This is a genomic window from Rhizobium sp. AG207R, assembly GCF_027109195.1.
In the GTDB taxonomy this organism is placed as follows: Bacteria; Pseudomonadota; Alphaproteobacteria; order Rhizobiales; family Rhizobiaceae; genus Rhizobium; species Rhizobium dioscoreae.
In genome coordinates, this window is the sequence record NZ_JAEPVT010000009.1 from 22,214 (window position 1) to 44,031 (window position 21,818).

Annotated in this window: 19 protein-coding genes and 2 tRNA genes; 10 read left to right on the forward strand and 11 right to left on the reverse strand. The window is 58.3% G+C overall.

Annotation, left to right across the window (positions count from 1 at the left end; all coding sequences use genetic code 11):
- Positions 1-43: 43 nt before the first annotated feature.
- Both JJQ51_RS21330 and JJQ51_RS21335 read right to left on the reverse strand, forming a co-directional pair.
- Positions 44-781, reverse strand: a complete 738-nt coding sequence (locus JJQ51_RS21330) for an alanyl-tRNA editing protein (protein ID WP_113352640.1) — start codon at positions 779-781, stop codon at positions 44-46.
- Between the two features lie 4 nt (positions 782-785).
- Positions 786-1,826 (reverse strand): cysteine synthase A, encoded by a 1,041-nt coding sequence (locus JJQ51_RS21335; RefSeq protein WP_113333507.1) that lies wholly within the window; start codon positions 1,824-1,826, stop codon positions 786-788.
- A gap of 295 nt (positions 1,827-2,121) precedes the next feature.
- On the opposite strand from JJQ51_RS21335, the gene JJQ51_RS21340 reads away from it, so the two are divergent.
- Positions 2,122-2,952 (forward strand): SDR family NAD(P)-dependent oxidoreductase, encoded by an 831-nt coding sequence (locus JJQ51_RS21340; RefSeq protein ID WP_113352639.1) that lies wholly within the window; start codon positions 2,122-2,124, stop codon positions 2,950-2,952.
- Positions 2,953-2,955: 3 nt separating this feature from the next.
- Here the strand turns inward: JJQ51_RS21340 and JJQ51_RS21345 are convergent, their stop codons facing one another.
- Positions 2,956-4,413, reverse strand: a complete 1,458-nt coding sequence (locus JJQ51_RS21345; RefSeq protein WP_113352638.1) for a cryptochrome/photolyase family protein — start codon at positions 4,411-4,413, stop codon at positions 2,956-2,958.
- 248 nt (positions 4,414-4,661) lie between these two features.
- On the opposite strand from JJQ51_RS21345, the gene JJQ51_RS21350 reads away from it, so the two are divergent.
- Positions 4,662-5,774 (forward strand): sn-glycerol-3-phosphate import ATP-binding protein UgpC, encoded by a 1,113-nt coding sequence (locus JJQ51_RS21350; protein ID WP_113352637.1) that lies wholly within the window; start codon positions 4,662-4,664, stop codon positions 5,772-5,774.
- Between the two features lie 333 nt (positions 5,775-6,107).
- Here the strand turns inward: JJQ51_RS21350 and JJQ51_RS21355 are convergent, their stop codons facing one another.
- The 3 genes from JJQ51_RS21355 to JJQ51_RS21365 form a co-directional block, all read right to left on the reverse strand.
- Positions 6,108-7,022 (reverse strand): ABC transporter permease subunit, encoded by a 915-nt coding sequence (locus tag JJQ51_RS21355; protein ID WP_113352636.1) that lies wholly within the window; start codon positions 7,020-7,022, stop codon positions 6,108-6,110.
- Between the two features lie 7 nt (positions 7,023-7,029).
- A complete protein-coding gene (locus JJQ51_RS21360; RefSeq protein WP_113352635.1) occupies positions 7,030-7,914 on the reverse strand; it encodes an ABC transporter permease subunit in 885 nt (294 codons plus the stop codon).
- A 98-nt stretch (positions 7,915-8,012) separates the two neighbouring features.
- Entirely contained in the window at positions 8,013-9,365 is a 1,353-nt protein-coding gene (locus JJQ51_RS21365) for an extracellular solute-binding protein (RefSeq protein ID WP_113352634.1), read from the reverse strand.
- A gap of 326 nt (positions 9,366-9,691) precedes the next feature.
- Between JJQ51_RS21365 and JJQ51_RS21370 the strand changes: the two genes are divergently transcribed.
- Positions 9,692-10,249 carry a sugar O-acetyltransferase gene (locus JJQ51_RS21370; RefSeq protein ID WP_113352633.1) on the forward strand — a complete coding sequence of 186 codons (558 nt, stop codon included), beginning with the start codon at positions 9,692-9,694 and terminating at the stop codon, positions 10,247-10,249.
- Positions 10,250-10,259: 10 nt separating this feature from the next.
- On the opposite strand, the gene JJQ51_RS21375 is transcribed toward JJQ51_RS21370, so the two are convergent.
- Complete coding sequence (locus JJQ51_RS21375; RefSeq protein WP_113352688.1) at positions 10,260-10,571, reverse strand: hypothetical protein; 312 nt, start codon at positions 10,569-10,571, stop codon at positions 10,260-10,262.
- A 116-nt stretch (positions 10,572-10,687) separates the two neighbouring features.
- Here JJQ51_RS21375 and JJQ51_RS21380 point away from each other — a divergent pair.
- The 3 genes from JJQ51_RS21380 (at position 10,688) to JJQ51_RS21390 (ending at position 11,963) form a co-directional block, all read left to right on the forward strand.
- Positions 10,688-10,762 (forward strand) — tRNA-Asn (locus tag JJQ51_RS21380).
- A gap of 299 nt (positions 10,763-11,061) precedes the next feature.
- Entirely contained in the window at positions 11,062-11,466 is a 405-nt protein-coding gene (locus JJQ51_RS21385; protein WP_113352632.1) for a DoxX family protein, read from the forward strand.
- 311 nt (positions 11,467-11,777) lie between these two features.
- Positions 11,778-11,963, forward strand: coding sequence for a hypothetical protein (locus JJQ51_RS21390; RefSeq protein ID WP_069611956.1), 186 nt, complete (start codon positions 11,778-11,780; stop codon positions 11,961-11,963).
- Between the two features lie 198 nt (positions 11,964-12,161).
- Here JJQ51_RS21390 and JJQ51_RS21395 read toward each other — a convergent pair whose 3' ends face one another.
- The 3 genes from JJQ51_RS21395 to JJQ51_RS21405 form a co-directional block, all read right to left on the reverse strand.
- Positions 12,162-12,296, reverse strand: a complete 135-nt coding sequence (locus JJQ51_RS21395; protein ID WP_267904003.1) for a hypothetical protein — start codon at positions 12,294-12,296, stop codon at positions 12,162-12,164.
- A 370-nt stretch (positions 12,297-12,666) separates the two neighbouring features.
- Complete coding sequence (locus JJQ51_RS21400) at positions 12,667-13,773, reverse strand: porin (protein ID WP_069611958.1); 1,107 nt, start codon at positions 13,771-13,773, stop codon at positions 12,667-12,669.
- Positions 13,774-14,608: 835 nt separating this feature from the next.
- Positions 14,609-14,803 (reverse strand): hypothetical protein, encoded by a 195-nt coding sequence (locus JJQ51_RS21405; RefSeq protein ID WP_197044209.1) that lies wholly within the window; start codon positions 14,801-14,803, stop codon positions 14,609-14,611.
- A 181-nt stretch (positions 14,804-14,984) separates the two neighbouring features.
- Here JJQ51_RS21405 and JJQ51_RS21410 point away from each other — a divergent pair.
- Positions 14,985-15,058 (forward strand) — tRNA-Cys (locus JJQ51_RS21410).
- An 887-nt stretch (positions 15,059-15,945) separates the two neighbouring features.
- Here the strand turns inward: JJQ51_RS21410 and JJQ51_RS21415 are convergent.
- The gene (locus JJQ51_RS21415; protein ID WP_113333497.1) at positions 15,946-16,386 is read right to left on the reverse strand and encodes a Rap1a/Tai family immunity protein; all 441 of its coding nucleotides are present in this window, start codon (positions 16,384-16,386) and stop codon (positions 15,946-15,948) included.
- A gap of 450 nt (positions 16,387-16,836) precedes the next feature.
- Between JJQ51_RS21415 and JJQ51_RS21420 the strand changes: the two genes are divergently transcribed.
- The 3 genes from JJQ51_RS21420 to JJQ51_RS21430 all read left to right on the forward strand — a co-directional run bounded on the left by JJQ51_RS21420 (position 16,837) and on the right by JJQ51_RS21430 (position 21,584).
- Positions 16,837-17,487 carry a protein-L-isoaspartate O-methyltransferase family protein gene (locus JJQ51_RS21420; RefSeq protein ID WP_113352630.1) on the forward strand — a complete coding sequence of 217 codons (651 nt, stop codon included), beginning with the start codon at positions 16,837-16,839 and terminating at the stop codon, positions 17,485-17,487.
- A 258-nt stretch (positions 17,488-17,745) separates the two neighbouring features.
- On the forward strand, positions 17,746-18,618 hold the full coding sequence (locus JJQ51_RS21425; RefSeq protein WP_113352687.1) for a DUF2497 domain-containing protein: 873 nt from the start codon (positions 17,746-17,748) through the stop codon (positions 18,616-18,618).
- 122 nt (positions 18,619-18,740) lie between these two features.
- Entirely contained in the window at positions 18,741-21,584 is a 2,844-nt protein-coding gene (locus JJQ51_RS21430; RefSeq protein WP_113333495.1) for a valine--tRNA ligase, read from the forward strand.
- The last annotated feature ends 234 nt before the right edge of the window (positions 21,585-21,818 follow it).

Here is a 21,818-nt window from a genome sequence, read left to right on the forward strand (position 1 = left end):
ATGGTTTATTGGTCTTGATATCGAGATATAGGCGCTTGCCCGGTCAATTCTCGTCGGTCGGCGCGCCGAAGCGAATGCGGAAGCGGCGGTTTTCCTTGCCCTTCTTCTCGATCTTGGCGATGTGGATCGCGCCGACCTCCTGCGTTTCCGACACATGTGTGCCGCCGCAAGGCTGGCTGTCGATGGCCGAATCCTCGCCGATACAGACAAGGCTGACACGACCGAGGCCCATTGGCGGGCGCACATTCTTGGATTTGACGATACCGGGATTGGCAATCAATTCTTCATCCGTGATCCAGCGGACGAAAACCGGATGGTTTTCGTTGACGAGCGCCATCAATTTCGCCGTTACTTCATCCTTGTCGATCGTCTCGCTCATGTCGAAATCGACGCGGCTTTCATCTTCGCCGACTGCCGCGCCCGTGATCGGATAGGGGCAGACCACCGAAAGAAGATGGCAGGCCGTATGCATGCGCATCAGCTTGTAGCGCCGCGCCCAGTCGATGTGCAGCACCAGCTTCTCGCCCACGATGGGCAATGGCTGGCCCTCGAGTGGAACATGGATGATGATGTCCTTGATCGGCCCATGCTTCGTTTGACCGAGCATGATCCTAGAGCCGTCGCCGCGCTCCAGGAAACCTGTATCACCCGGCTGGCCGCCTGAGGTTGCGTAAAAGCAGGTCTGATCGAGCTCGATGCCCCCATCTTCGTGGATCGCGGTGACGACGGCTTCCGCAGTCGAGAGATAGAAATCGTCACGATAAAGGGCATGGACGGTCATATGATCACGCTGTTGTTTCGTATGGGACGGCGATTTCAGCCCGTTTTTCCAAATAGCTTGGCAGCGGCAAACCCTTCGACTTCAGGAAGTCGGGATTGAAGAGCTTGGACTGATAGCGATTGCCGTAATCGCACAGGATGGTCACGATCGTATGCCCGGGACCGAGATCCTTGGCGAGACGAACCGCGCCGGCAATATTGATGGCCGTAGAGCCACCGAGGCACAGGCCCTCGTGTTCAACCAGATCGAAGACGTAAGGAAGTGCCTCGGCATCGGTGACCTGATAGGCGAAATCGGGCGTGAAACCTTCCAGGTTCGCCGTAATGCGGCCCTGGCCGATGCCTTCGGTGATCGAGGAGCCGGAGGATTTCAGCTCGCCATTCTTGTAGAATTCATAGAGCGCGGCACCTTCCGGGTCGGCAATGCCGATCTTGATGTCCTTGTTGAAGGCATGCAGCCCCATGGCGACGCCCGCCAGCGTGCCGCCGGAGCCAACCGAGCAGATAAAGCCGTCGATCTTGCCGTTGGTGTCGGCCCAGATCTCCTTGGCGGTCGTCTCGATGTGGGCCTGACGGTTGGCGACATTGTCGAACTGGTTGGCCCAGATCGCGCCGTTCGGCTCGGTCTTTGCGAGCTGTTCGGCCAGCCGGCCCGAAACCTTCACATAGTTGTTCGGGTTCTTGTAGGGAACGGCGGGAACCTCAACCAATTCGGCGCCGAGCAGCTTCAGCGCATCCTTCTTTTCCTGGCTCTGTGTCTCAGGAATAACGATGACGGTACGGTAGCCGAGTGCCTTGGCAACCAGCGTCAGGCCGATACCGGTATTGCCGGCCGTACCCTCGACGATGACGCCGCCCGGCCTCAGTAGCCCCTTTTTCTCGGCATCGCGAATAATGTAGAGCGCGGCGCGATCCTTCACCGATTGACCGGGATTCAGGAATTCGGCCTTGCCGAGAATGGTCGAGCCCGTCGCCTCTGAGGCGCCCTTGAGCTTGATCAACGGCGTATTGCCAATTGCTTCTAGGACGGAGGGATGGACGGTCATCGGAATCTGCCTTCTGTTCGCAACTACTGTAAGAACGGTCTTTTCCCTTCACAAGGCGGCATAGGCAAGAAATTCTGTTCCTTGCTACTCCTTTGCCTCGCAAAATTCGACTTGGCGGGTCTCTTGGCCTCTCTCTTTCATCCAAGCCCGCAGTCTCCAATTGGTGACATTGTTTTCCCGATGAAGCCGTCAGTCTGGCCGAAAGCGGCCACAATGATACGCTATTTCTAAAATGCCACGACGGTCGCTGTTGAAAGCGTTTGATGTAGGCGGCCGCCAGCCAAGGAGAAGAGCCATGAGCCCGTTCATCGCACGTCCTGAACATGGAGTGGTCTGGATCACCGGCGCCAGTTCCGGTATCGGCCGCGCGCTTGCGCTGAAACTGGCTGAAGAGGGATATAAGGTTGCCGTTACGGCTCGCAGCCACGATAAGCTTCTGGCGCTGCAGGCAGAGGCCAGCGCGCTTGCCGGCAGCATCGTCGTGCTCGATGGCGATGTATCCGACACGGAGGATATGGAGCACACTGTCGCCGCGATCGAATACCAGCATGGCCCTGTTGCTCTGGCAGTTTTGAATGCCGGGATTTATCTGCCAGCCCGGGGAGAAGACCTCAATCACGAAGTCTTCGAGCGCAGCTTTGCCGTCAATCTTCACGGTGTCGTCAATTGTCTCGTTCCGGCGGTGCGGCATATGCGGGCTCGGGGATATGGCCAGGTTGCCCTTGTATCTTCCGTTGCCGGATATGGCGGACTTCCCGGCGGTGCGGCCTATGGGGCCAGCAAGGCCGCACTGATCAACATGGCCGAAAGCCTGAACTTCGAGCTCGACCGCATGGGCATCCACATCCAGCTCATAACTCCAGGCTATGTCGACACGCCATTGACGGCACAGAACAAGGTCGTGATGCCTGATATCGTGTCGGCACAGCAGGCGGCTGATGCGATCGCCGCCGGATTGAAATCCCCATCCTTCGACATCAGTTTCCCGAAGAGCCTGGTCTATCGGGCAAAACTGTTGAAGTTGCTGCCCTACGGCCTCTATTTCAAGGCGCTCAGGTATTTTCTCGGGAGCGGCAGCAAGCGCAGATCGGTAGGGCCGCGCATAACCGCGCATCCGGCCGAATAGCGCCTATCCGCCATCTTTGAGCGATGCATGGGCGGCGAGTGCGCGCTGCCGCGCCATGGCATGATCGACGATCGGCCGAGGATAGTGCTTGCCGAGTTCTATGCCCGCACGCTTGAGCACGTCATCAGGCGCCTCGAACGGCCGATGGATATATTTGCGGTGGAGGGTGGCTAGCTCCGGCACGAAGGTCCTGACATAGCCGCCCTCCGGATCGAATTTCTCGCCCTGCAGCACCGGGTTGAAGATGCGGAAGAACGGCGAGGCATCGGCGCCGGAGCCCGCAACCCACTGCCAGTTTGCCGTATTGGCGGCCGGATCGGCATCAACGAGCGTATCGCGAAACCAGGCTTCCCCGTCACGCCAGTCGATCAGCAGATCCTTGATCAGGAAGGAAGCGGTGATCATGCGGACACGATTATGCATCCAGCCATGGCGCCAAAGCTGCCGCATGCCGGCATCGACGATCGGATAACCGGTTTGCCCGCGCTGCCAGCTTGTGAGCAGCTTGGTATCGGATAGCCAGGGAAAATCATCGTAGCGATCGTTCCAGTTTTCTGTCCTGAGCTTCGGGAAATGAAAGAGCTGATGATAGCAGAATTCGCGCCAGACCAGCTCCTTGCGGAAGCGGACGACGTTATCCTTGGCGATATTGTCGGCCAGTCGGCGCGTCGCATGCCAGATACGGGCAGGCGAAATCTCTCCGAGCGCCAGATGCGGCGAGAGCAGGGAGGTTGCCGGTCTGTCCGGAAAATCGCGGCCGACCGCATAATCATCGATGGCGCCATCGATGAAGTCCTTCACCTTCTCTTGCGCCGCGGCTTCGCCCGGCTTCCACATGTCCGTAAATTCTGATGCCCAGTTCGGCTTGGTGGGCAGCATTGACCAAGAGGCGAGCGTGTCCGATTGCGGCCAGCGGCCGGGTGCGAGGAGCTTTGCCGGCGCTTCTATCGGAAACGGCGGTTCGCCGGATTGCTCGAATGCGCGCCAGAAGGGCGTGTAAGTCTTGTAATGGTCGCCTGCGCCCGTGCGCAGGCGTGTCGGTTCATGCAGCAGCTGGCCGGCAAAGCTGTTGGCCTCGATACCCTTGCTCCGCAACGCCTTCTTGATTTGGGTGTCCACGTCGATCCCGGCCGGGTCGTATCGACGGTTCCAGACGACGGCCTCAGCCTTGGTTTCCTCAATAAGTTTTTCGAGCACCGTCAGCGCATTGCCCTGGCGGAGGATAAGCCTGCTCCCGAGGCCATCGAGGGCGGTTTGCAGGGCGGCGAGCGAATGATGTAGCCACCATTCCTGCGCTCCGCCAAGCGGCCCGCGCTCCGTCACGCCCGGCTCGCGAATATAGACGGGAATTACCGCGCGGCCTGAAGTTGCCGCCGCCTGTAACGCGTGGTTGTCGTCGAGGCGGAGATCCTTGCGAAACCATAGGAGAACGGGGCTCGGCTCTTTTGTCGGTGTCGTCATGGTCCTGGCCGATCGCCCATCCTCTGTTGTGTCTCGCATGTCTTATAAAGGCGAAAACCCTTATACGGTGCCAGCCGTCAAATGGTTCCACTACCGCGCGTTACATAAGCGGATGCCACACGCAACTCTCGTAAGGAAAACTGGATGCCGCTTATGATATAGGAATGCTTGTCACTGTTCTGTAATGCAAATTCGCTAGCAGTCCACCCGATTGACGTGCCGAGAATGGACAGGCGGGGAAGATTAAAATGGCGGAAATCCGCATCGAACAAGTTCGCAAGGCCTATGGACGCAACCCGGTCGTTCATGGCGTCGACCTGAATTTCCGATCGGGCGAATTTGTCGTCATCCTCGGACCTTCCGGCTGTGGCAAGTCCACGCTGCTGCGCATGATCGCCGGCCTTGAGGACATCACCTCGGGCGAGATCATTATTGACGGCAAGGTTGTCAACAAGCTCGAGCCGCGTGAGCGCGGCTGCGCCATGGTCTTCCAGAATTACGCGCTCTATCCGCACATGGATGTCGCCGCCAACATGGGCTATGCGCTCAAGGTTGCCGGCGTGCCGCGCGCAGAGCGTGATCGCCGCATCAAGGAAACCGCCAAGATCGTCGGCCTCGAGGATTTCCTCGCTCGCAAGCCGGCCGAACTCTCCGGCGGTCAGCGCCAGCGCGTCGCCATGGGCCGTGCCATCATCCGCGAGCCGAAGGTCTTTCTCTTCGACGAACCGCTTTCCAATCTCGATGCCAAGCTGCGCGTGCAGATGCGCGTCGAAATCCGCCGGCTGCACAAGCGCCTGTCGGCAACATCGGTCTTCGTGACGCATGATCAGGTCGAAGCCATGACGCTCGCCGACAAGCTCGTCGTCATGTACAAGGGCAATGTCGAGCAGGTCGGCACGCCGCTCGAGGTCTACAACACGCCGCGCACCCGTTTCGTCGGTTCCTTCATCGGCTCTCCGGCCATGAATTTCCTGGAAGGCACCTTCGCGGCCAATGGCGAGCAATTCATCTTCGACGGCATTCCGATCGCCATCGACGCCAACATCGGCAAGCGCCATGCCGGCCAGCCGGTCGCCCTCGGCATCCGGCCGGAACATGCACGCCTCGTTCCTGCCGGCACGCTCGGTGCTATCCCGGCAACGGTCGATTTCGTCGAAGAACTCGGTGCCGGCCGCGTCATCCATTGCGATATCAACGGTTCAAGCTTTGCCGTCGCCGTTGCCGATCATACGACGGGCCAGACCGGTCAGTCGGTAGCGCTGGAACTGCCGCAGCAGCACACGCATCTATTTGCCCAGGATACCGGGCTGCGGCTAGACGCCGTTGCCTCCGTCACGCCGCTCAAGGTGCTGGCGAGCTGATTTCAAACATAAATTTTCAGTAGTTGAGCCCGGAAGTTTTCCCGACTTCCGGGCTTTTTATTTGTGTAGGTCGACGGAGCTTGCCGATGGCAGAGACCGCTCACGAGCGGATATCCCGTGGAATGTCAGCCGGCGGCGATTGCGGGCAATGACACGAAAGCAGGCATTGCAAGGCATCGGACGGGAGCCAAGTCGATGCATCATGGGTTTTGATCTGTTACAAAGAGGAGAGAAGGCTCGGTCTAGCTCGGGATGTTACTGCACGATGCAGATCGATATGCTCTCGTTAAAAAACTGCCGCGCTCACAAATGCCGCGCGGCAGGTTAGCAAGGTCACTTCTCGGTGGCGATCACGCCGCGAACCACCCAACGCTGCATCAGCACGACGATGGCAAGCGGTGGGATCATGACGATCAGCGTACCGGCCATGGCGATATGCCACTCCGGAAGGCCACCGACGTTCGGGATGAGCGATTTGAGCTCGATCACAGCAGTCATATATGCCGGATCTGTTGTGACCAGCAACGGCCACAGATACTGGTTCCAGGCCCATAGGAACATGATAGTGCCGAGCGCGGCCATGTTTGTGCGCGACAACGGTATGAGGACGTCGATGAAGAAACGCAGCGCTCCAGCGCCGTCCATGCGAGCGGCCTCCGTCAGCTCATCCGGTATCGTCAGGAAGAACTGGCGATACAGGAACGTGCCCGTCGCCGTCGCGATCGATGGCAAGATCAGACCAGGGTAGGAGTTGAGCAGGCCGAGATTCAGCGAGACCTCGATGCCTGTGAGTTTTTGAATGAGCCAGGTGACGCCGGTGATGTCGAGAAGCCCTTGAAAGGGCGATAGGACGTTCGCCGCGACTGCGTAGGTCGGCACGATACGCACTTCGAGCGGCAGCATTAGCGTTATGAAGATCAGCCAGAAAATGAAATGGCGGCCCGGATAGCGAAAATAGACCAGCGAAAAGGCGGTGATCGCCGAAATGAACACCTTTCCTATCGCGACACCCCCAGCGAAAATGAAACTGTTCAGCAGCTTGGGGCCGAGATTGGCAGTCGTCCAGGCTGTTTGCATGTTGGCCCAGAAGTCTGAGCCGGGGACCAGTGACATCGGCACTTTGTTGACGTCGGCGAGATTGTGGGACGCGGCGATGGCAACGATGGCCAAGGGCCCCACCGCGACTACGAAGCCGATGAACAGGATCAGGTGCGTGAAGAAATTAAGAATGGGTGTGCGCTCGATCATGTCGGCCTCAACGGTAATGCACGCGCTTCTCGATGAAGCGGAACTGGAAGACGGTAAGCACGATGATCAGCAACATCAGGACAATGCTCTGCGCCGCCGCACCTGAGTAATCGAGGCCTTTGAAGCCGTCGAAAACGATTTTGTAGACCATGAGATTGGTTGAGTTGTGCGGGCCACCGGAGGTCATAATGTCGACCACGCCGTAGGAATCCTGGAAGCTCTCGGTGATGTTGATGACCAGCAAGAAGAAGATCGTCGGTGTGATCAATGGGAGCTGGATATCCCAGAAGCGACGAAGCACGCCCGAGCCGTCCATAGCAGCCGCCTCGATCTGAGAGCGGGGAATGCTCTGGAAGGCTGCGAGGAAGAAGATGAAGCTGTAGCCGATATATTTCCAGGAGAAAGCGGCGATGATCGATGCCATCGCGGCCGTGCCATCGAGGCCCGGGTCCCAGAAGCCTGGCCAATAGTGATTGACGACGGACATGAAGCCTGCTTCGGGCGCCAGGATGAAGCGGAAGGCCATTGCCGACGCGGGAGCTGCGATGCCGTAGGGCCAGATCAGCACCACGCGATAGAATTTTGAGCCTCTCAGCTGCCGGTCGGTCAGAGCCGCGAGTATCAGCGCGGCCCCCATGGAAATAGTGGTACTGATGGCCGCGAAAATGATGCTGATCGTGACTGAGTTCCAATAGTCGGCATTGGCAAGAATGGACTTGAAATTGTCGAGACCGACCCAGATGTTGCCGCCGCCCCAGGGTTGCTGCAGCGTCAGTGACCAGAAGACCGCCTGACCGGCCGGCCAATAGAAAAAGGTGAAGATGAGGAGCAGCTGCGGCACCGCGAATAGAATGCCGACGCTCCATTTGCTGAAAGTTATACGCTTTTCCATTGTCTCTTCCGGCTTGGTATCCCGATGCCACGCTTGCTCTCATAACGAACGTCCGCCGGGGTTCCCGGCGGACGCTGTCTGTCGCGAGCTTGCGCTGCTTACGGCAGCTGCTTGCCCTTGTAGGTGGCTTCGAAGCGGTCGAGGACGGCGTTGCCGTTCTTGACCAGGTTGTCGATGCCTTCTTGGACGCTGACCTTATTGGCGAAGATGGCCTGCATCTGGTTGCCGAATTCGGCGCGGATCTGCGTGAAGTTGCCGAGGCGGACGCCGCGGGTGATCGGGGTCGGCTCGGAAGCGGTCAGGCTGGCGATAGCGACTTCGCGGCCCTTGTATGGAGCCTTGTCATAGAAACCGGAGGACTTCATGAAGTCGAAGCCGGACTTCTTGACCGGGATGTAGCCGGTGTTGGTGGACCAGAACAAAGCGGTTTCGGGCTTGCCGATGAAGTCGAGGAACGCTGCGGCACCCTTGTACTCGTCAGCCGACTTGCCGGAGAGGACCCAGAGCGACGCGCCGCCGACGAGCGAGTTCTTGCGCTCGGTGCCGGCGTAAACCGGGAGCTCGGCGACATCCCAGTTCATGCCGGCCTTCTGCGTCTTGCCGACCGTACCGTGGTCGCCGACCGAGGTCATGATCATCTGGCAATCGCCGGCGGCGAAGGCCTGAACCATGTCCTGGCCGAGGTCCTTGGACTTGATCTTGATGAGGCCCTGGTCGTACCAGCTCTTGAGGTCCGTTACGTATTTGACGAACTTCGTCTTGTTGACGGTCAGGCGGGCGTCGAGGCCGTCATAGCCGTTGTTCTTGGTGGCAACCGGCTGGTCGTGGATGGCAGAGAACTGTTCCATCAGCTGCCAGCTTTCATTGCCGGAGATGTTGATCGCCATCGGGCAATCATAGCCGGCGCCCTTGAGCGCCTTCATATCTTCGGCAGCTTCTTCCCAGGTCTTCGGAGCGGCGGTCTTGCCGATCTTGGCGAAGGCGTCCTTGTTCCAGTAGAGCAGGGCGGTCGAAGAATTGAACGGGAAGGAAAGCAGTTCGCCCTTGGAGGTGGCGTAGTAGCGGGCGATACCCGGGAAATAGTCGTCCCACTTAACCTTGTAGCCGTTTTCGGACATCAGCTTGCTGACCGGGTAGTAGGCGCCCGAAAGCATCATGGTGGCGGTGCCGACGTCATAGACCTGGACGATCGTCGGCTGCTTGTTGGCGCGGAAGGCGGCAATGGTGTTCTGCAGCGCGGCGTCGTAATTGCCTTGGCTGATGCAGGAAACTTCATAATCCTTCTGGGAATCGTTGAAGTTCTTGCAGAGCGTCTGGACGACGCGTTCCAGGTCGCCCGAAAGGCCAAACCAGAAATCGAACTTGGTCGGAGCAGCAGCGGCCGGCATCGCCAAAGCGACGCTCATGACGCCGGCAGTAGCAGCCGAAATGAAGTTTTTAAGTTTCGACATAATCCCTATTTCCTTTTTGAAAGCTCGGAACCGGTGGCCTTGCGCAAGTCCGCGGTAGCGGCGTTATAGACAAGCTGTGTGACAGTTTGTTGTGGGCAAGAATCCCGCATTGACGGGCTTTTTCACACGCGCAGCGGCTTTGCGGAGCAGCGCTTATCGCAGGATCGTGCATTTGAGGTTCTGCTGATCAAAAGGTGTGGGCTGCGCCTGTTCGCCCACAGATTGCTGGTCGGTTGGAAAGACGCGATGGTCCTCCTTGCCTGTGCCCCGAGCCGTGTTGCAAGATCACCGGCAGGACGTTCGGATGGCATTGGAGGAATGAGAATATGGGTCTCAGCGAGCGGCAGAAAATGGCAGCGGGGGAGTGGTACTGCTGTTTCGATCCGGAGCTCGATGCCTTGCGCTGGCAGGCGCGCGAGGCAGTGCATGCACATAACACGATGCCGCCCGCCCAGCGGGGCAATCTTGCGCCGGCTTTGTCTGCGCTCTTTGCCGAGATCGGCGAGAGCGTCTTCATCGAGGCGCCGTTTCATTGCTCCTATGGCATCAATATCTCGCTCGGCCGTCGGGTCTATATGAATGCCGGCTGCACGATCCTCGATAGCGCCAGCGTCCGCATCGGTGACGGCAGCATGCTGGGACCGGGCGTCCATATCTATTGCGCCGAACATCATAGGGATGCCGAATTGCGCGGGGCGGGTCTGGAAGTCGCCCGGCCGGTGAAGATCGGTAGAAGCGTCTGGATCGGCGGCGGCGCGATCCTAGTCGGCGGCGTGTCGGTGGGGGACGGCGCGATCATCGGCGCCGGCGCGGTCGTCACCAGGGATGTTGCCGCTGGCGCGACTGTGGTCGGCAATCCGGCTCGTCCTGTTCGTGCGGGATAAGATAAAAGAGTTAGTTTGCCGGGCGGCGTTTTCGCGTCCACCATACGGCAAAGCGGCGGCGCCAACGGCGCACCATAGGCATATCGTGCGAGAGCACGATGAAGCCCAGCGGCAGCATCCAGAAGCCGAGCACCGGCAGGAAGCCGAGCAGTCCGCCGAAAATGAGGGCTATCCCCACGCCGACGCGGGCAAGACGCGATCGAGGTAGGGGAATTCTCACGGAGCCGAAAACCAGCTCGCGGGTCGAGGGATCAATGCCAAAATGGCGGGTTTTCCGGCCATTCCGATCGGCATTTGCTGTCGTTTCGCTTTGATCGGTCATCCACAGGAAATGGTGGCGCGAGGAAATAATGCAAGAGAATGCATTTTTTTTGAAAAAACCGCTTGGCAAATCGGGAAAGCATTTGTATTACCCCGCTCACACCGCGCCAAGCGCATTCCCTGGTAGCTCAGCGGTAGAGCATTCGACTGTTAATCGACAGGTCGCCGGTTCGAATCCGGCCCGGGGAGCCACTCTTCTTCTACAGAATTGAAGCTGATATCGGAGCAAGCGTGCCCGATTGACTTAATCCTGTGTTCGTAATTCATCAAAGCTGATGAGTGCGGCCAGGCTTATAGCAGCACATTTTTACAGTTTTATTGTGCATGCCCCGCAGCACTGACTTCGGCCGAGGCTCGCCTGGTTCGACAGCGGTATCTTCGTTGACCGGTCTTTCCCATTCATGCCAGATTGCCGCCACCTGTCAGCCAGGCGTCAATGCCGGTGGGGCAATCGGGGATGTGGGCCAAATCTGGCACATTTGGGGGATAAGATGGCCGAGAATGCGAGCTTTCGTGGTGGAGTGGCGGTGGGATGGGTTCTTAGCGTAATTGTGATTCTTGCATTGGTGGCCGATGGGGCGGTTGATCTGTTTGCGCCAGCCTTGATCAGCGCGCAGATGGAGGAGACGGGCTTTCCCGCCAATCTGGCTACGGTGGTGGGTTTGATCATCTTCGTCTGCGTCATTCTTTACGCAATTCCGCGCACGGCAGTCCTTGGAGCGATCCTGACGACCGGGTTCTTCGGCGGTGCAATTTGCGCCCATCTGCGTCTCGGAGAAATCGGGTCGCCTCCACAACTTATAAGTTTATTACTCGGCGTCATGGCGTGGGGTGGTCTTTATCTTCGCGACGAACGTATTCGGCGCCTGCTGCCCCTTCGTTCGGTGGACGACTGAAAATCGAGCGCATGACTCATTCAGGATTTTTGCGGTGCAATAACAATATCTTGCGCTGCACTTTTCTTCCCACGGGATGGTGAATGGTAGCGGGCTAATGAGATCGTGCCAAAATGATGCATTCGTGATTGTCGAGAGCCCGCCAAGGGATCTCTCGGGTGGATATATGTGGTCTTTCTGAAAAAATTAGTTCAAGGTATGGTTGCTCTCGCGAATGTGAGAGCATGTTCATGTGTCGTTAATGCCATGCGGCGCATGAACGTAATGCGCGATCCGCGCAGCATAGTCCCCCAATGCTTTAGAGGTTCGACATGAAAAATCTGATTCTTGCTTCTGCAGTAGCTGTGGCGTCGGTCTTTGCCTTCAGCGTGCCGTCCGAGGCCGCTCCGATGCATCATCATCGTCATCACCACTATCATCATCACTGCCATGTGAAGAAGGTAAAGCGCAAGATTCATGGGCGCTGGGTTGTGCGCCACGTGCGCGTCTGCCGCTGATCGGAAGACTTAAGGGCCGGCGCAGGTTCCTCTTAAACCCATACGGCCGCTGCCGGAGTTCCGGTGGCGGCCGTATCGTTTGCGTTATACCTCGAAGTGACCGGTTGCCTGCGTGTGGCGGCAGTTTGGCAGCCGGCACATCAGCTGCGATGTGCCAACTGCCCGCAGCGCCGGTACGCTAGGGCCGAATCTCGAATATTACGCCGCCATGGCGGCGATGATGATAGCGACGGTCGTCCCGCCATCTGTCATCCCAATGACGGCGGCGATCCCAGCCGCGGTCACCATGCCAGTGACGGCGATCGCGATCGCGCCAGCGGGGACGGTCGTCATCGCCCCATCGGCGCGATCCACGCTCTTGCACAAGGATAATATCAGACGCGCGCGATATGGATGGATTGCTCGGCGGCGCGGCCATTGCGGGCAGGGCGGCGGGTAGCGCCGAGCCTATGGCCAGCGTCACGCTCAAGGCGAGTGAGGCAAGGTGGTGTTTCAAGATTCTAACTCCTGTATTCAGCCATGTCCCTTTCATCGCTAAACGCCAGGGCAGCGACTAGGTTCCCCTTTTCGTTGACTGGAGATCCTTATGACACGCGTATTGATCGCAGGAGGAGCCGCTGATTGCGGGTGTTACAACAAAAAGGGGGCCGGCAGGGAAAGCCGGCCCCCTTCCTTCTCTGATCGGAGGTCAAGTCTGATCAGGTTAGAAGTTGCGTTCGAAGCGCAGGATGCCCGAAACGGTGTCGTCGTGGGCATAGTCATAGTGAACGTAGGTCAGTTCCGGCTCGACCAGGAGGTTCTTGACCGGGTTGAACTTCAGGTTCGTGGTTGCTTCGAAGATCTTCGAGTCGCTATAGGCGAGCTGGAGGTTCCACTTCAGCTTGTCGTTGAACGGAACGCCAACGCCGCCCCAGACAGCCCAGTCACCCCAGCCGCACTTCGATGCATTGACGGTACCGTTCGGTGCCGTGCAAGCGGAGACGTCCTGGTTGGTGCCTGCGTACTTGTTGAGCTTGTCGCCGTCGGTGTTCCAACCGCCCATCAAGAAGGCCGTGAATGCGCCGAAGTCAGCGTCAACACGAGCCTTGATGGCGCCTTCTTCGACGATCGAGTCGTAACCGCCGACGACCTTGAAGCCCCATGCGCCAGACTTGAAGCCGGCACCGGCGACGACGTCAGGAGCGTAGTGGTTCGTCTTGTCGTCCGTCCACCAGCTTGCACCGTAGGATGCCGAGCCGGTCGTGGCGGAGTTGGAATCTTCGAGCGAGATCACAGCCGAGAAGCCGTTGCCGGCATCATATTCATAGGTCAGCTGGTTGAGTTCGTACGGACCGTCATAGATCACGTCGTCGTTGATGACGTCGCCGGCGTAACCGATGTACAGGTTGTACTGCGAGTCCTTCTTACCAACGGTGAAGCCGCCGAGGCTGATGTAGGACCACAGCAGGTTGGTGGATGTGGAGCCGCCGTCGTTCCAGTCCCAACGAACGATGGTTTCGGTCTTCAGCGGACCGTACTCGGTGTCGGTCGCGGTGTCGACGTTCAACTCAGCACGGGTGTGCCAGAGTGTGCCCTGATGGCTGTCGCGGTTGTAAGCGTTGTACCATTCACCTTCCGTACGAACCTTGCCGCCGATCTTGAGGCAGGTTTCGGTGCCCGGGATGAAGAAGTAGCCAGCGCCGTATGCGTCGCAGATACGGACGTATTCCAGCGGCTCGGGCTCAGCTGCTACGATAGCGTCAGCAGCGTGAGCACCGGATACTGCTGCCAAAGCAGCAGCGGAGCCGAGAAGAAGGCTCTTGATGTTCATAATAACTCCAATCTTTCTTGATTGGGCATGAGATATCGCGCCGAGAAACGACGTGCCCAACCCCATCCCGTTCATGTTCCCTATCAGTAGGTGCGAAGTAATAAGCTTCGCGAACTATTTCCTGAACCTGCTTCAGTGATTTGGCAAGATACTAAGGGGACGGAACTATATGTGCACTACTCGAAAACCGGCGTTGTTGCAAAAATGACGCAATTCACGGGGCGTCTGATCCCAGCCTGTTTGCCATCTCGTTTGGATGGCTTGTCTTCTATAAGTCCAGAAAGCGTTTACGTCTCCGGCTGTTAAGGCGATACGCGCGCTGATTTGGGGCGGGCGAGGGCAGGAAGCCGCCGCCATATGATTATGGGCACTCCTGAGACCGGGCGCAGCCGATTGCCCCTCAATCCGGATGGCCGCCCGAGTCGCGGTTCTTCTGAGTCGCAACTATTGAAACGATTCCCGGCAACGAAACCCGTGGTGGCGCACGCGCATCACTCTATAAAAGAGAAGGTGAGAGACCGTCTGGAATCGCGCTTGGTTGCGATGCGGTTGATGGGCGCTTGGCCATGGTGCGTCCGACGACATTACTGGGGGCGTAGTCTCGTCGGACGCGGCACTGTCCGGTCCGTGGGTGGCTTACAAACCGGTAGTACGAATGCTAACAGCCACCACAGGTTTCCATAACCTACCTGAATGGGCTGGCAGCTCCAGGCGCCCGATAGGATGGCTGCGTCGCGATCCAGCAATGAATTTTCGCCCTCAGTTTCCATCGGTTCGCCAAAATCCAAGATGGTCGCCACAGCATCTGAAATGAAGCGTCATCGGCAGCAGCGCCTCATGGCGCGGTCGGTCTTTGCCATCGCAAATGAAGGATCGGGTAGGGGCGGCCCTGATCGTCGACATCGGCGCGCCCCGTCCCCTTGAATCCGAGCCGCTCGTAAAAGCCGACAGCGCCCGCATTCTGCTCGTTTACGTCGACGGTGACGACATCTTTTCCAGCATGAAAGCCGTTCGGCCGATATTGGCACATCTGCGACGCTCCTGCCGTCTTGGGCGCAATGCATTTCATCACCCGCATTGAAGGCTTACACACGAGCAGCGGGCAATTCTCTCTTCAGAGTGAAAAAAGGACAGAATTCAGAATAAGCCTCTTGCGGTTTTCTTTGGATCATTCTAAATCCGCGCCACCACAACGCAAATTGCTTTCGGATGGCCTCGTGGCGGAGTGGTTACGCAGAGGACTGCAAATCCTTGCACCCCGGTTCGATTCCGGGCGAGGCCTCCAATTTCCCTTAATCAACAATAAGCAATTGATTTTTCTGCGGAATTTCAGCGCGATTTGGGCCTGAAGCATTCAGCTATACCGAAGTTAAATGTGGCAATCCGTTCTATGTTCGGTTTTCTGTCTCATTGGCTGCCAGCAATGATCTGGTGCCTATTCCATTTGCTCCGATCACGGGTAGTCCGGCATCTGCCTGCCCAGTGTGCAGGACGGCGGTGGCGCGTTCGATCTTTCGAAATTCTCTATTGAGCAAACATCATAAGCGACACGATACCGAGCAGTGCCAAAGCACCGAAGATTGGCAGCAGTCGAATCATAATTAGGCGAGCAAGCTTCCTGCGCTCGACCGGTGTCAGCGCAAGCCACTGCGACTTCGGTAACGACATTGATACTCCCTATCCCCGTCACAGCGTCGCATTCGAAACTGAAATGACGCTTAAGGTACTGAGGAGTTGCGGGAGTTGAGGATGGCGGGTGTCGGCGTTTCAGCTTCGGGCATCGCCCAAGTGACAAATGCAATCGAACGCCGATCCGGTTCGGTGCTGAAAGTGCGAAGCAAATGAATAGAGAATTCGTGCTTCCACAAAAGCAAAAGCGGTCCAGTCTAGGGAAAAAACTGGGCCGCCTTTCGCTGGACTAGAGGTCAATCAAATTCAGCGTCCTAATTATAAGTCGTACTTAGTAATTGTCAACGCAAATGCGATGTGACGTCTTCGCGCATCAAGCCTCGCGATCTGCGGCCTGACTGAGATCTTCGCTTGAGCTACCGGTTCCGTTGCGTATTTGGTCCGCGGACGGGCAGGGGCGTGGTCGCTTCGGATGATTCTCAATCCTCAGCGAAAGTTTTAGCTGTCTCGTGTCGGTTCTTAGCCACCATTGCGGAAGAACGACTATTCCTCAAGGCAAGGAAAGGCGAATTTGTAGGCGCGTGCGATCAACGAGCTGGCAGGTCGCTCGAGCTGCCAGGAGTGCTCCGCCATCCATTTGCAGGCTATTGTCGTCGCCTTTGTATTGCTGAGCTCGGGCGGCAGACAGAAAGCGCCGACGAACTGTTGAAGGTAGCGCTCATAGCGCGATGAGTTTTTCGGAGTCTGCTTCGTGGCTCGGATTGTCAGGCTCTTCGTCCGCTGGGCCTCGTCGAGAATGCCCTGGATATAGACAGACGCAAGCGTTCGGTCCTCTTCGCACCATTCGTCGAGCTGTTTTCCGGTAACGACATGTCCGATGATCGGGGCTGTCTCTTTCGGCTCATCCTCGCTTGACGTTTCCTCGCTCAACGCGACCTGGGGTAAGAGAAGGAGAAGCGCGGCAGCGAAGAGCGAAAGCCTCATTCGGAAAACCTACATCATCGAGGAAAGGCTCGCGGCCAGAAAAACCACCAGCGGCAGCGACGTTACGACGAAAAGAACGAGAGAAACAGGCATCCCAGCCACCTTCTATTCAAATTTAATGTTTGGGCCGAATAGCTTCGGGCCGGAAGGTCGATTGGTCACCCACCCGGGCGGGTCCAATGTCCTGAAGCGTGGTCGTGTGAAGTTAACATTTTGCTAACGGGCGTTCCGGTCTGGGACATGGCGGATTAGCAATCCTTGCAGAATCCCGAGTATCAAAAGGCGCTGGCTCGAATTTAAGGGGTCGATTGTTGTTCGTCGGCGACGCCTCACCATGAATCTCGGCGCCTGTTGCGGCAATGCCTTGAAAGCGCAGCGTCAGGCGATTAAGACACGCGTAACAGAAAGTAGAGCCAGCCCGTTCGGGCACCAAGGGCGCAAGAGGATAAGATGGATTTCGAAGCAGCGCGCGTGAAGATGGTCGAGAACCAGATCCGGACGACGGATGTCACCTCCCATTCCGTGTTGAATGCATTTTTCGCCGTACCGCGCGAAAACTTCGTACCGGAGAAGTCGAAGCTCCTGGCGTATGTCGATTGCGATATCGAGGTCGCTCCCGGGCGCTTCCTCATGGAAGCCTCGCCACTTGCAAAGCTGCTGCAGCTCGGCGCGATCACCAAGGACGACAAGGTTCTCGATGTCGGCTGTGGCACGGGTTACGTGTCGGCCGTCCTCTCGCTTCTCGCCGGCAAGGTTATCGCGCTTGAATCCAACGAGGAGCTCGCAGCTCAGGCGAAGACCAATCTTGCCGCGCTTGGCTATGACAATGTAACCGTTGTTGGCGGTGACCTTGAAAAGGGGCATGCCGCCGATGCACCCTACGATGTGATTTTCCTCAACGGCTCGATCGAGCAGTTGCCGCAGGGCCTGCTTGACCAGCTCGGCGAAGACGGCCGCCTGATCACGGTCATCGGCTATGGTCATGCCGCCCGAGCCACCGTTTTCATGCGCGAGCGCGGTGCCTTCTCGGAAAACGTCTTCTTCAACGCCTCGATCAAGCCGCTTCCGGGCTTTGCCAAGGCCAAGGAATTCGTCTTCTGATTTTCTGGACGAGCTATTTTTGAGCTTGCGACGGGCGCCTTTTGGCGCCTGTTTTTTATTGTCGCCGCCTGTGGCAGAATCGTGCTTAGCAAAGCGATTCGTCGTGATCGTAACAAAACTGTGCATCACCGGGTTTAGTGCTTTTCAGGTGATTTTTTTCCCGAAGGCAGTCATCTAGGGTGGCCCTGATTCGGGTGCCGCCTGGCGAGTTTGTGGTGCGGGTTTCCGGTCGCTGAATATGGGAAAACGGGGATGAATATGGCTCAGCCAAATGTAGTGCGTGAACCGTCCATGGAAGAGATTCTGGCGTCGATCCGCAGGATCATCGAAAGCAACGAACCCGTAGGCGCCAAGCCGGTTCCCTCAACGCATTTCGCCGGCACCGGCATGCGTGATGACGATATTCAATTGACTGTGGATGAAGAGTTCGCTGCCGCCGATCGGGCGCGCGCAGCGGAACAGGATCCTCGTTTCGTTGCGGCAAACTCCCAGGTGCCGGTTGCAGAGCCGGAAGCTGGCGGCCGCGGTCTGTCGCTGGCCGATGTTGCCGCGCGTGTGCGTGCTGCTTCCGAGCGTAATACCGCCGCATTGCTGAATGCGGGGCGTGAGCCGCCACAGCCGCGCGAGCTGCCGCCCGCCATGGCTGCGCGCCTTGCCGAGGTGCACGTCGAGCCGATCGCCGACACCCCCCTGAGACAGGCCATTGCGGATGTTGCCGCGCCGGTCGCTCCGCCTGTTATGCCGGCGGTGGCCGAGGTTGAACCTGAGATGGAAGCGCAGAGGCCGACGGCTGCCTCTGCGGTGCCTCAGGTCGCAGCATCCGCCGAGACACCGATTTTTGAGGCGTCAGAACTAACCATTGCGGTGCAAGCGGAGGCTGCATCCTCGCCATCGGCCCAGGCCGTATCCGCATCGCCGCTGATGTCGGAAGCCGCCGGCGCACAGGTTTCCCGCTCGTTTGAAGAGCTGGCTGCCATCGTCGATGGCGGCCCGCGCCGTTCTCTCGATGAACTGGCGCAAGAGATGCTCCGACCCATGCTTCAGGAATGGCTCGACGACAACTTGCCGACCCTTGTGGAACGTCTCGTGCGTGAAGAAATCGAACGAGTGGCCCGCGGTCCGCGCCGCTGACAAGCCTGAGCTTCGGGTAGCTGATCCGCCGCTCCGGGCTCCGGGGCGGCTTTTTTATTGACTTGCCCACGGCCATCCTATTTACAACCCGCATCACCCAGTCCTCTAGATCCGGTCATAAAATGCTCGACAAAACATATGATTCCGCCACCGTCGAACCGAAGATCGCCCAAAAATGGGATGAGGCCGACGCCTTTCGCGCCGGTGCGAACGCCAAGCCGGGCGCGGAAACCTTCACCATTGTTATCCCGCCGCCGAACGTGACCGGTTCGCTGCACATGGGTCATGCGCTGAACAACACGCTGCAGGACATCATGGTGCGGTTCGAGCGCATGCGCGGCAAGGATGTTCTCTGGCAGCCGGGCATGGACCATGCAGGCATCGCCACGCAGATGGTCGTCGAGCGTCGTCTCGCCGAGCGCCAGCAGCCGGATCGCCGCAAGATGGGCCGCGAAGCCTTCATCGAGAAGATCTGGGAATGGAAGGCCGAATCGGGCGGTTTGATCTTCAACCAGCTGAAGCGCCTCGGCGCGTCCTGCGACTGGTCGCGCGAACGCTTCACCATGGACGAGGGCCTGTCCAAGGCCGTTCTCGAAGTCTTCGTCACGCTCTACAAGGAAGGCCTGATCTACAAGGACAAGCGCCTCGTCAACTGGGACCCGAAGCTCTTGACGGCGATCTCCGATATGGAGGTCGAGCAGCATGAGGTGAAGGGCAATCTCTGGCACTTGCGCTATCCGCTGGAGCCCGGCGTTACCTATCAATATCCGATCGCCTTCGACGAGGAAGGCAAGCCGACCGAATTCGAAACGCGCGATTATATCGTCGTTGCGACGACGCGTCCGGAAACGATGCTCGGCGATACTGGCATCGCGGTCAATCCGGAAGACGAGCGTTATCGGGGTATTGTCGGCAAGCATGTCATCCTGCCGATCGTTGGCCGCAGGGTCCCGATCGTCGCCGATTCCTATGCCGATCCGACTGCCGGCACTGGCGCGGTAAAGATCACGCCGGCGCATGATTTCAACGACTTCGAAGTCGGCAAGCGCGCCGGACTGCGTGCCATCAACGTCATGGACGTCGATGCCTCGATCACCATCAAGGATAACGAGGACTTCCTCCAGGATCTCGATCATCCGGCAGCGCTGCATGGCGCCTGGGACGAGCTGGAAGGCAAGGACCGCTTCGAGGCTCGCAAGATCATCGTTCGTATCTTCGAAGAGGCGGGCCTGCTCGACAAGATCGAGCCGCATACGCATGCCGTGCCGCATGGCGATCGTGGCGGGGTGCCGATCGAGCCGCGCCTGACGGAACAGTGGTTCGTCGACAACAAGACGTTGGGGCAGCCCGCGCTGGAATCCGTTCGCGAGGGCAGAACCAAGTTCGTGCCCAGGAATTGGGAGAATACCTATTTCAACTGGCTCGAAAATATCGAGCCGTGGTGCATTTCCCGTCAACTCTGGTGGGGTCACCAGATTCCGGCATGGTATGGCCCGGACGGGCAGGTCTTTGTCGAAAAATCCGAGGAAGAAGCGCTGCAGGCCGCGATCCAGCACTATCTCTCGCATGAAGGGCCGATGAAGGCTTATGTCGAGGACCTGCTGGAGAATTTCAAGCCCGACGAAATTCTGACGCGCGATGAAGATGTGCTCGACACCTGGTTCTCGTCCGCACTCTGGCCGTTCTCCACGCTCGGCTGGCCGGACGAGACGCCGGAACTGGCGCGCTACTATCCAACGAACCTCCTTGTGACCGGCTTCGACATCATTCCGTTCTGGGTCGTTCGCATGATGCAGATGGGCCTGCATTTCATGAAGGATGAGAACGGCAATCCCGTCGAGCCGTTCAGCACGGTCTATATTCATGCTCTCGTTCGCGACAAGAACGGGCAGAAGATGTCGAAGTCCAAGGGCAACGTCATCGATCCGCTGGAACTGATCGATCAGTACGGTGCCGATTCGCTGCGTTTCACGCTGGCGATCATGGCCGCGCAGGGTCGAGACGTGAAGCTCGATCCGGCCCGCATCGCCGGTTACCGCAACTTCGGCACCAAGCTCTGGAACGCCACGCGCTTTGCCGAAATGAACGGTGCAAAGAGCGATCCGCATTTCGTGCCCGAAGCGGCCGAGCTCACCGTAAACCGCTGGATCCTGACAGAGCTGGCGCGTGCGGAGCGTGACGTTACCGAAGCGCTGGAAAGCTTCCGCTTCAATGATGCCGCAGGCGCTCTCTATCGTTTCATCTGGAATCAGTTCTGTGACTGGTACCTTGAGCTCTTGAAGCCGATCTTCAATGGCGAAGACGAGAATGCCAAGGCGGAGGCTCAGTCCTGCGCAGCCTATGTTCTCGAAGAGACCTACAAGCTTTTGCACCCGTTCATGCCCTTCATGACCGAGGAGCTCTGGGCGCACACGGCAGGCGAGGGGCAGGAGCGTGAGGGCCTGATCTGCCATGCGGATTGGCCGGCACCGTCCTATGCCGATAATGTCGCCGCCGATGAAATCAATTGGCTGATCGATCTCGTTTCCGGCATTCGCTCCGTTCGTTCGGAAATGAACGTGCCGCCGGCCGCTACGGCGCCATTGGTTGTTGTCGATGCCAATAGCCTGACGCGCGAGCGCCTCTTCCGCCACGATGCCGCCATCAAGCGGCTAGCGCGCGTGGAAGCGGTTTCGCTTGCCGATACCGCACCGAAGGGTGCCGCTCAGATCGTCGTCGGCGAGGCGACGATCTGCCTGCCGCTTGGCAGCCTCATCGATCTCTCCGCCGAGAAAGCGCGCCTCGAAAAGGCGATTGCCAAGAACGATCAGGAAATTGCCCGCATTGCCGGCAAGCTTTCGAACGAGAAGTTCGTTGCCAACGCCAATCCGGACGTCGTCGCCGCCGAGCGCGAGCGCCTCGGCGAGCTCGAGGGGCAGCAGTCGAGCCTCAAGGTGGCGCTGGCCCGCGTCAGCGAGGCCGGCTAGGACATGCGTGCGATCGAAGGTGCAAAGCACAAGAAGCGAAACTGAGAAATCGCGATTCGCTTGAGGAAGTAGAGATCTGGGATCGAAAAAGGCACGCGGTGTTCGCCGCGTGCCTTTTCGTTTATTTCTCTCGAATCGATAGAATTGACGGGATCTAACACCCTGGATCCGCCGTCAGTTTCGCACAGGCGAAACAGATTACCCCTAAAGTTGCTGGGCACGCTCGAAAAGCAA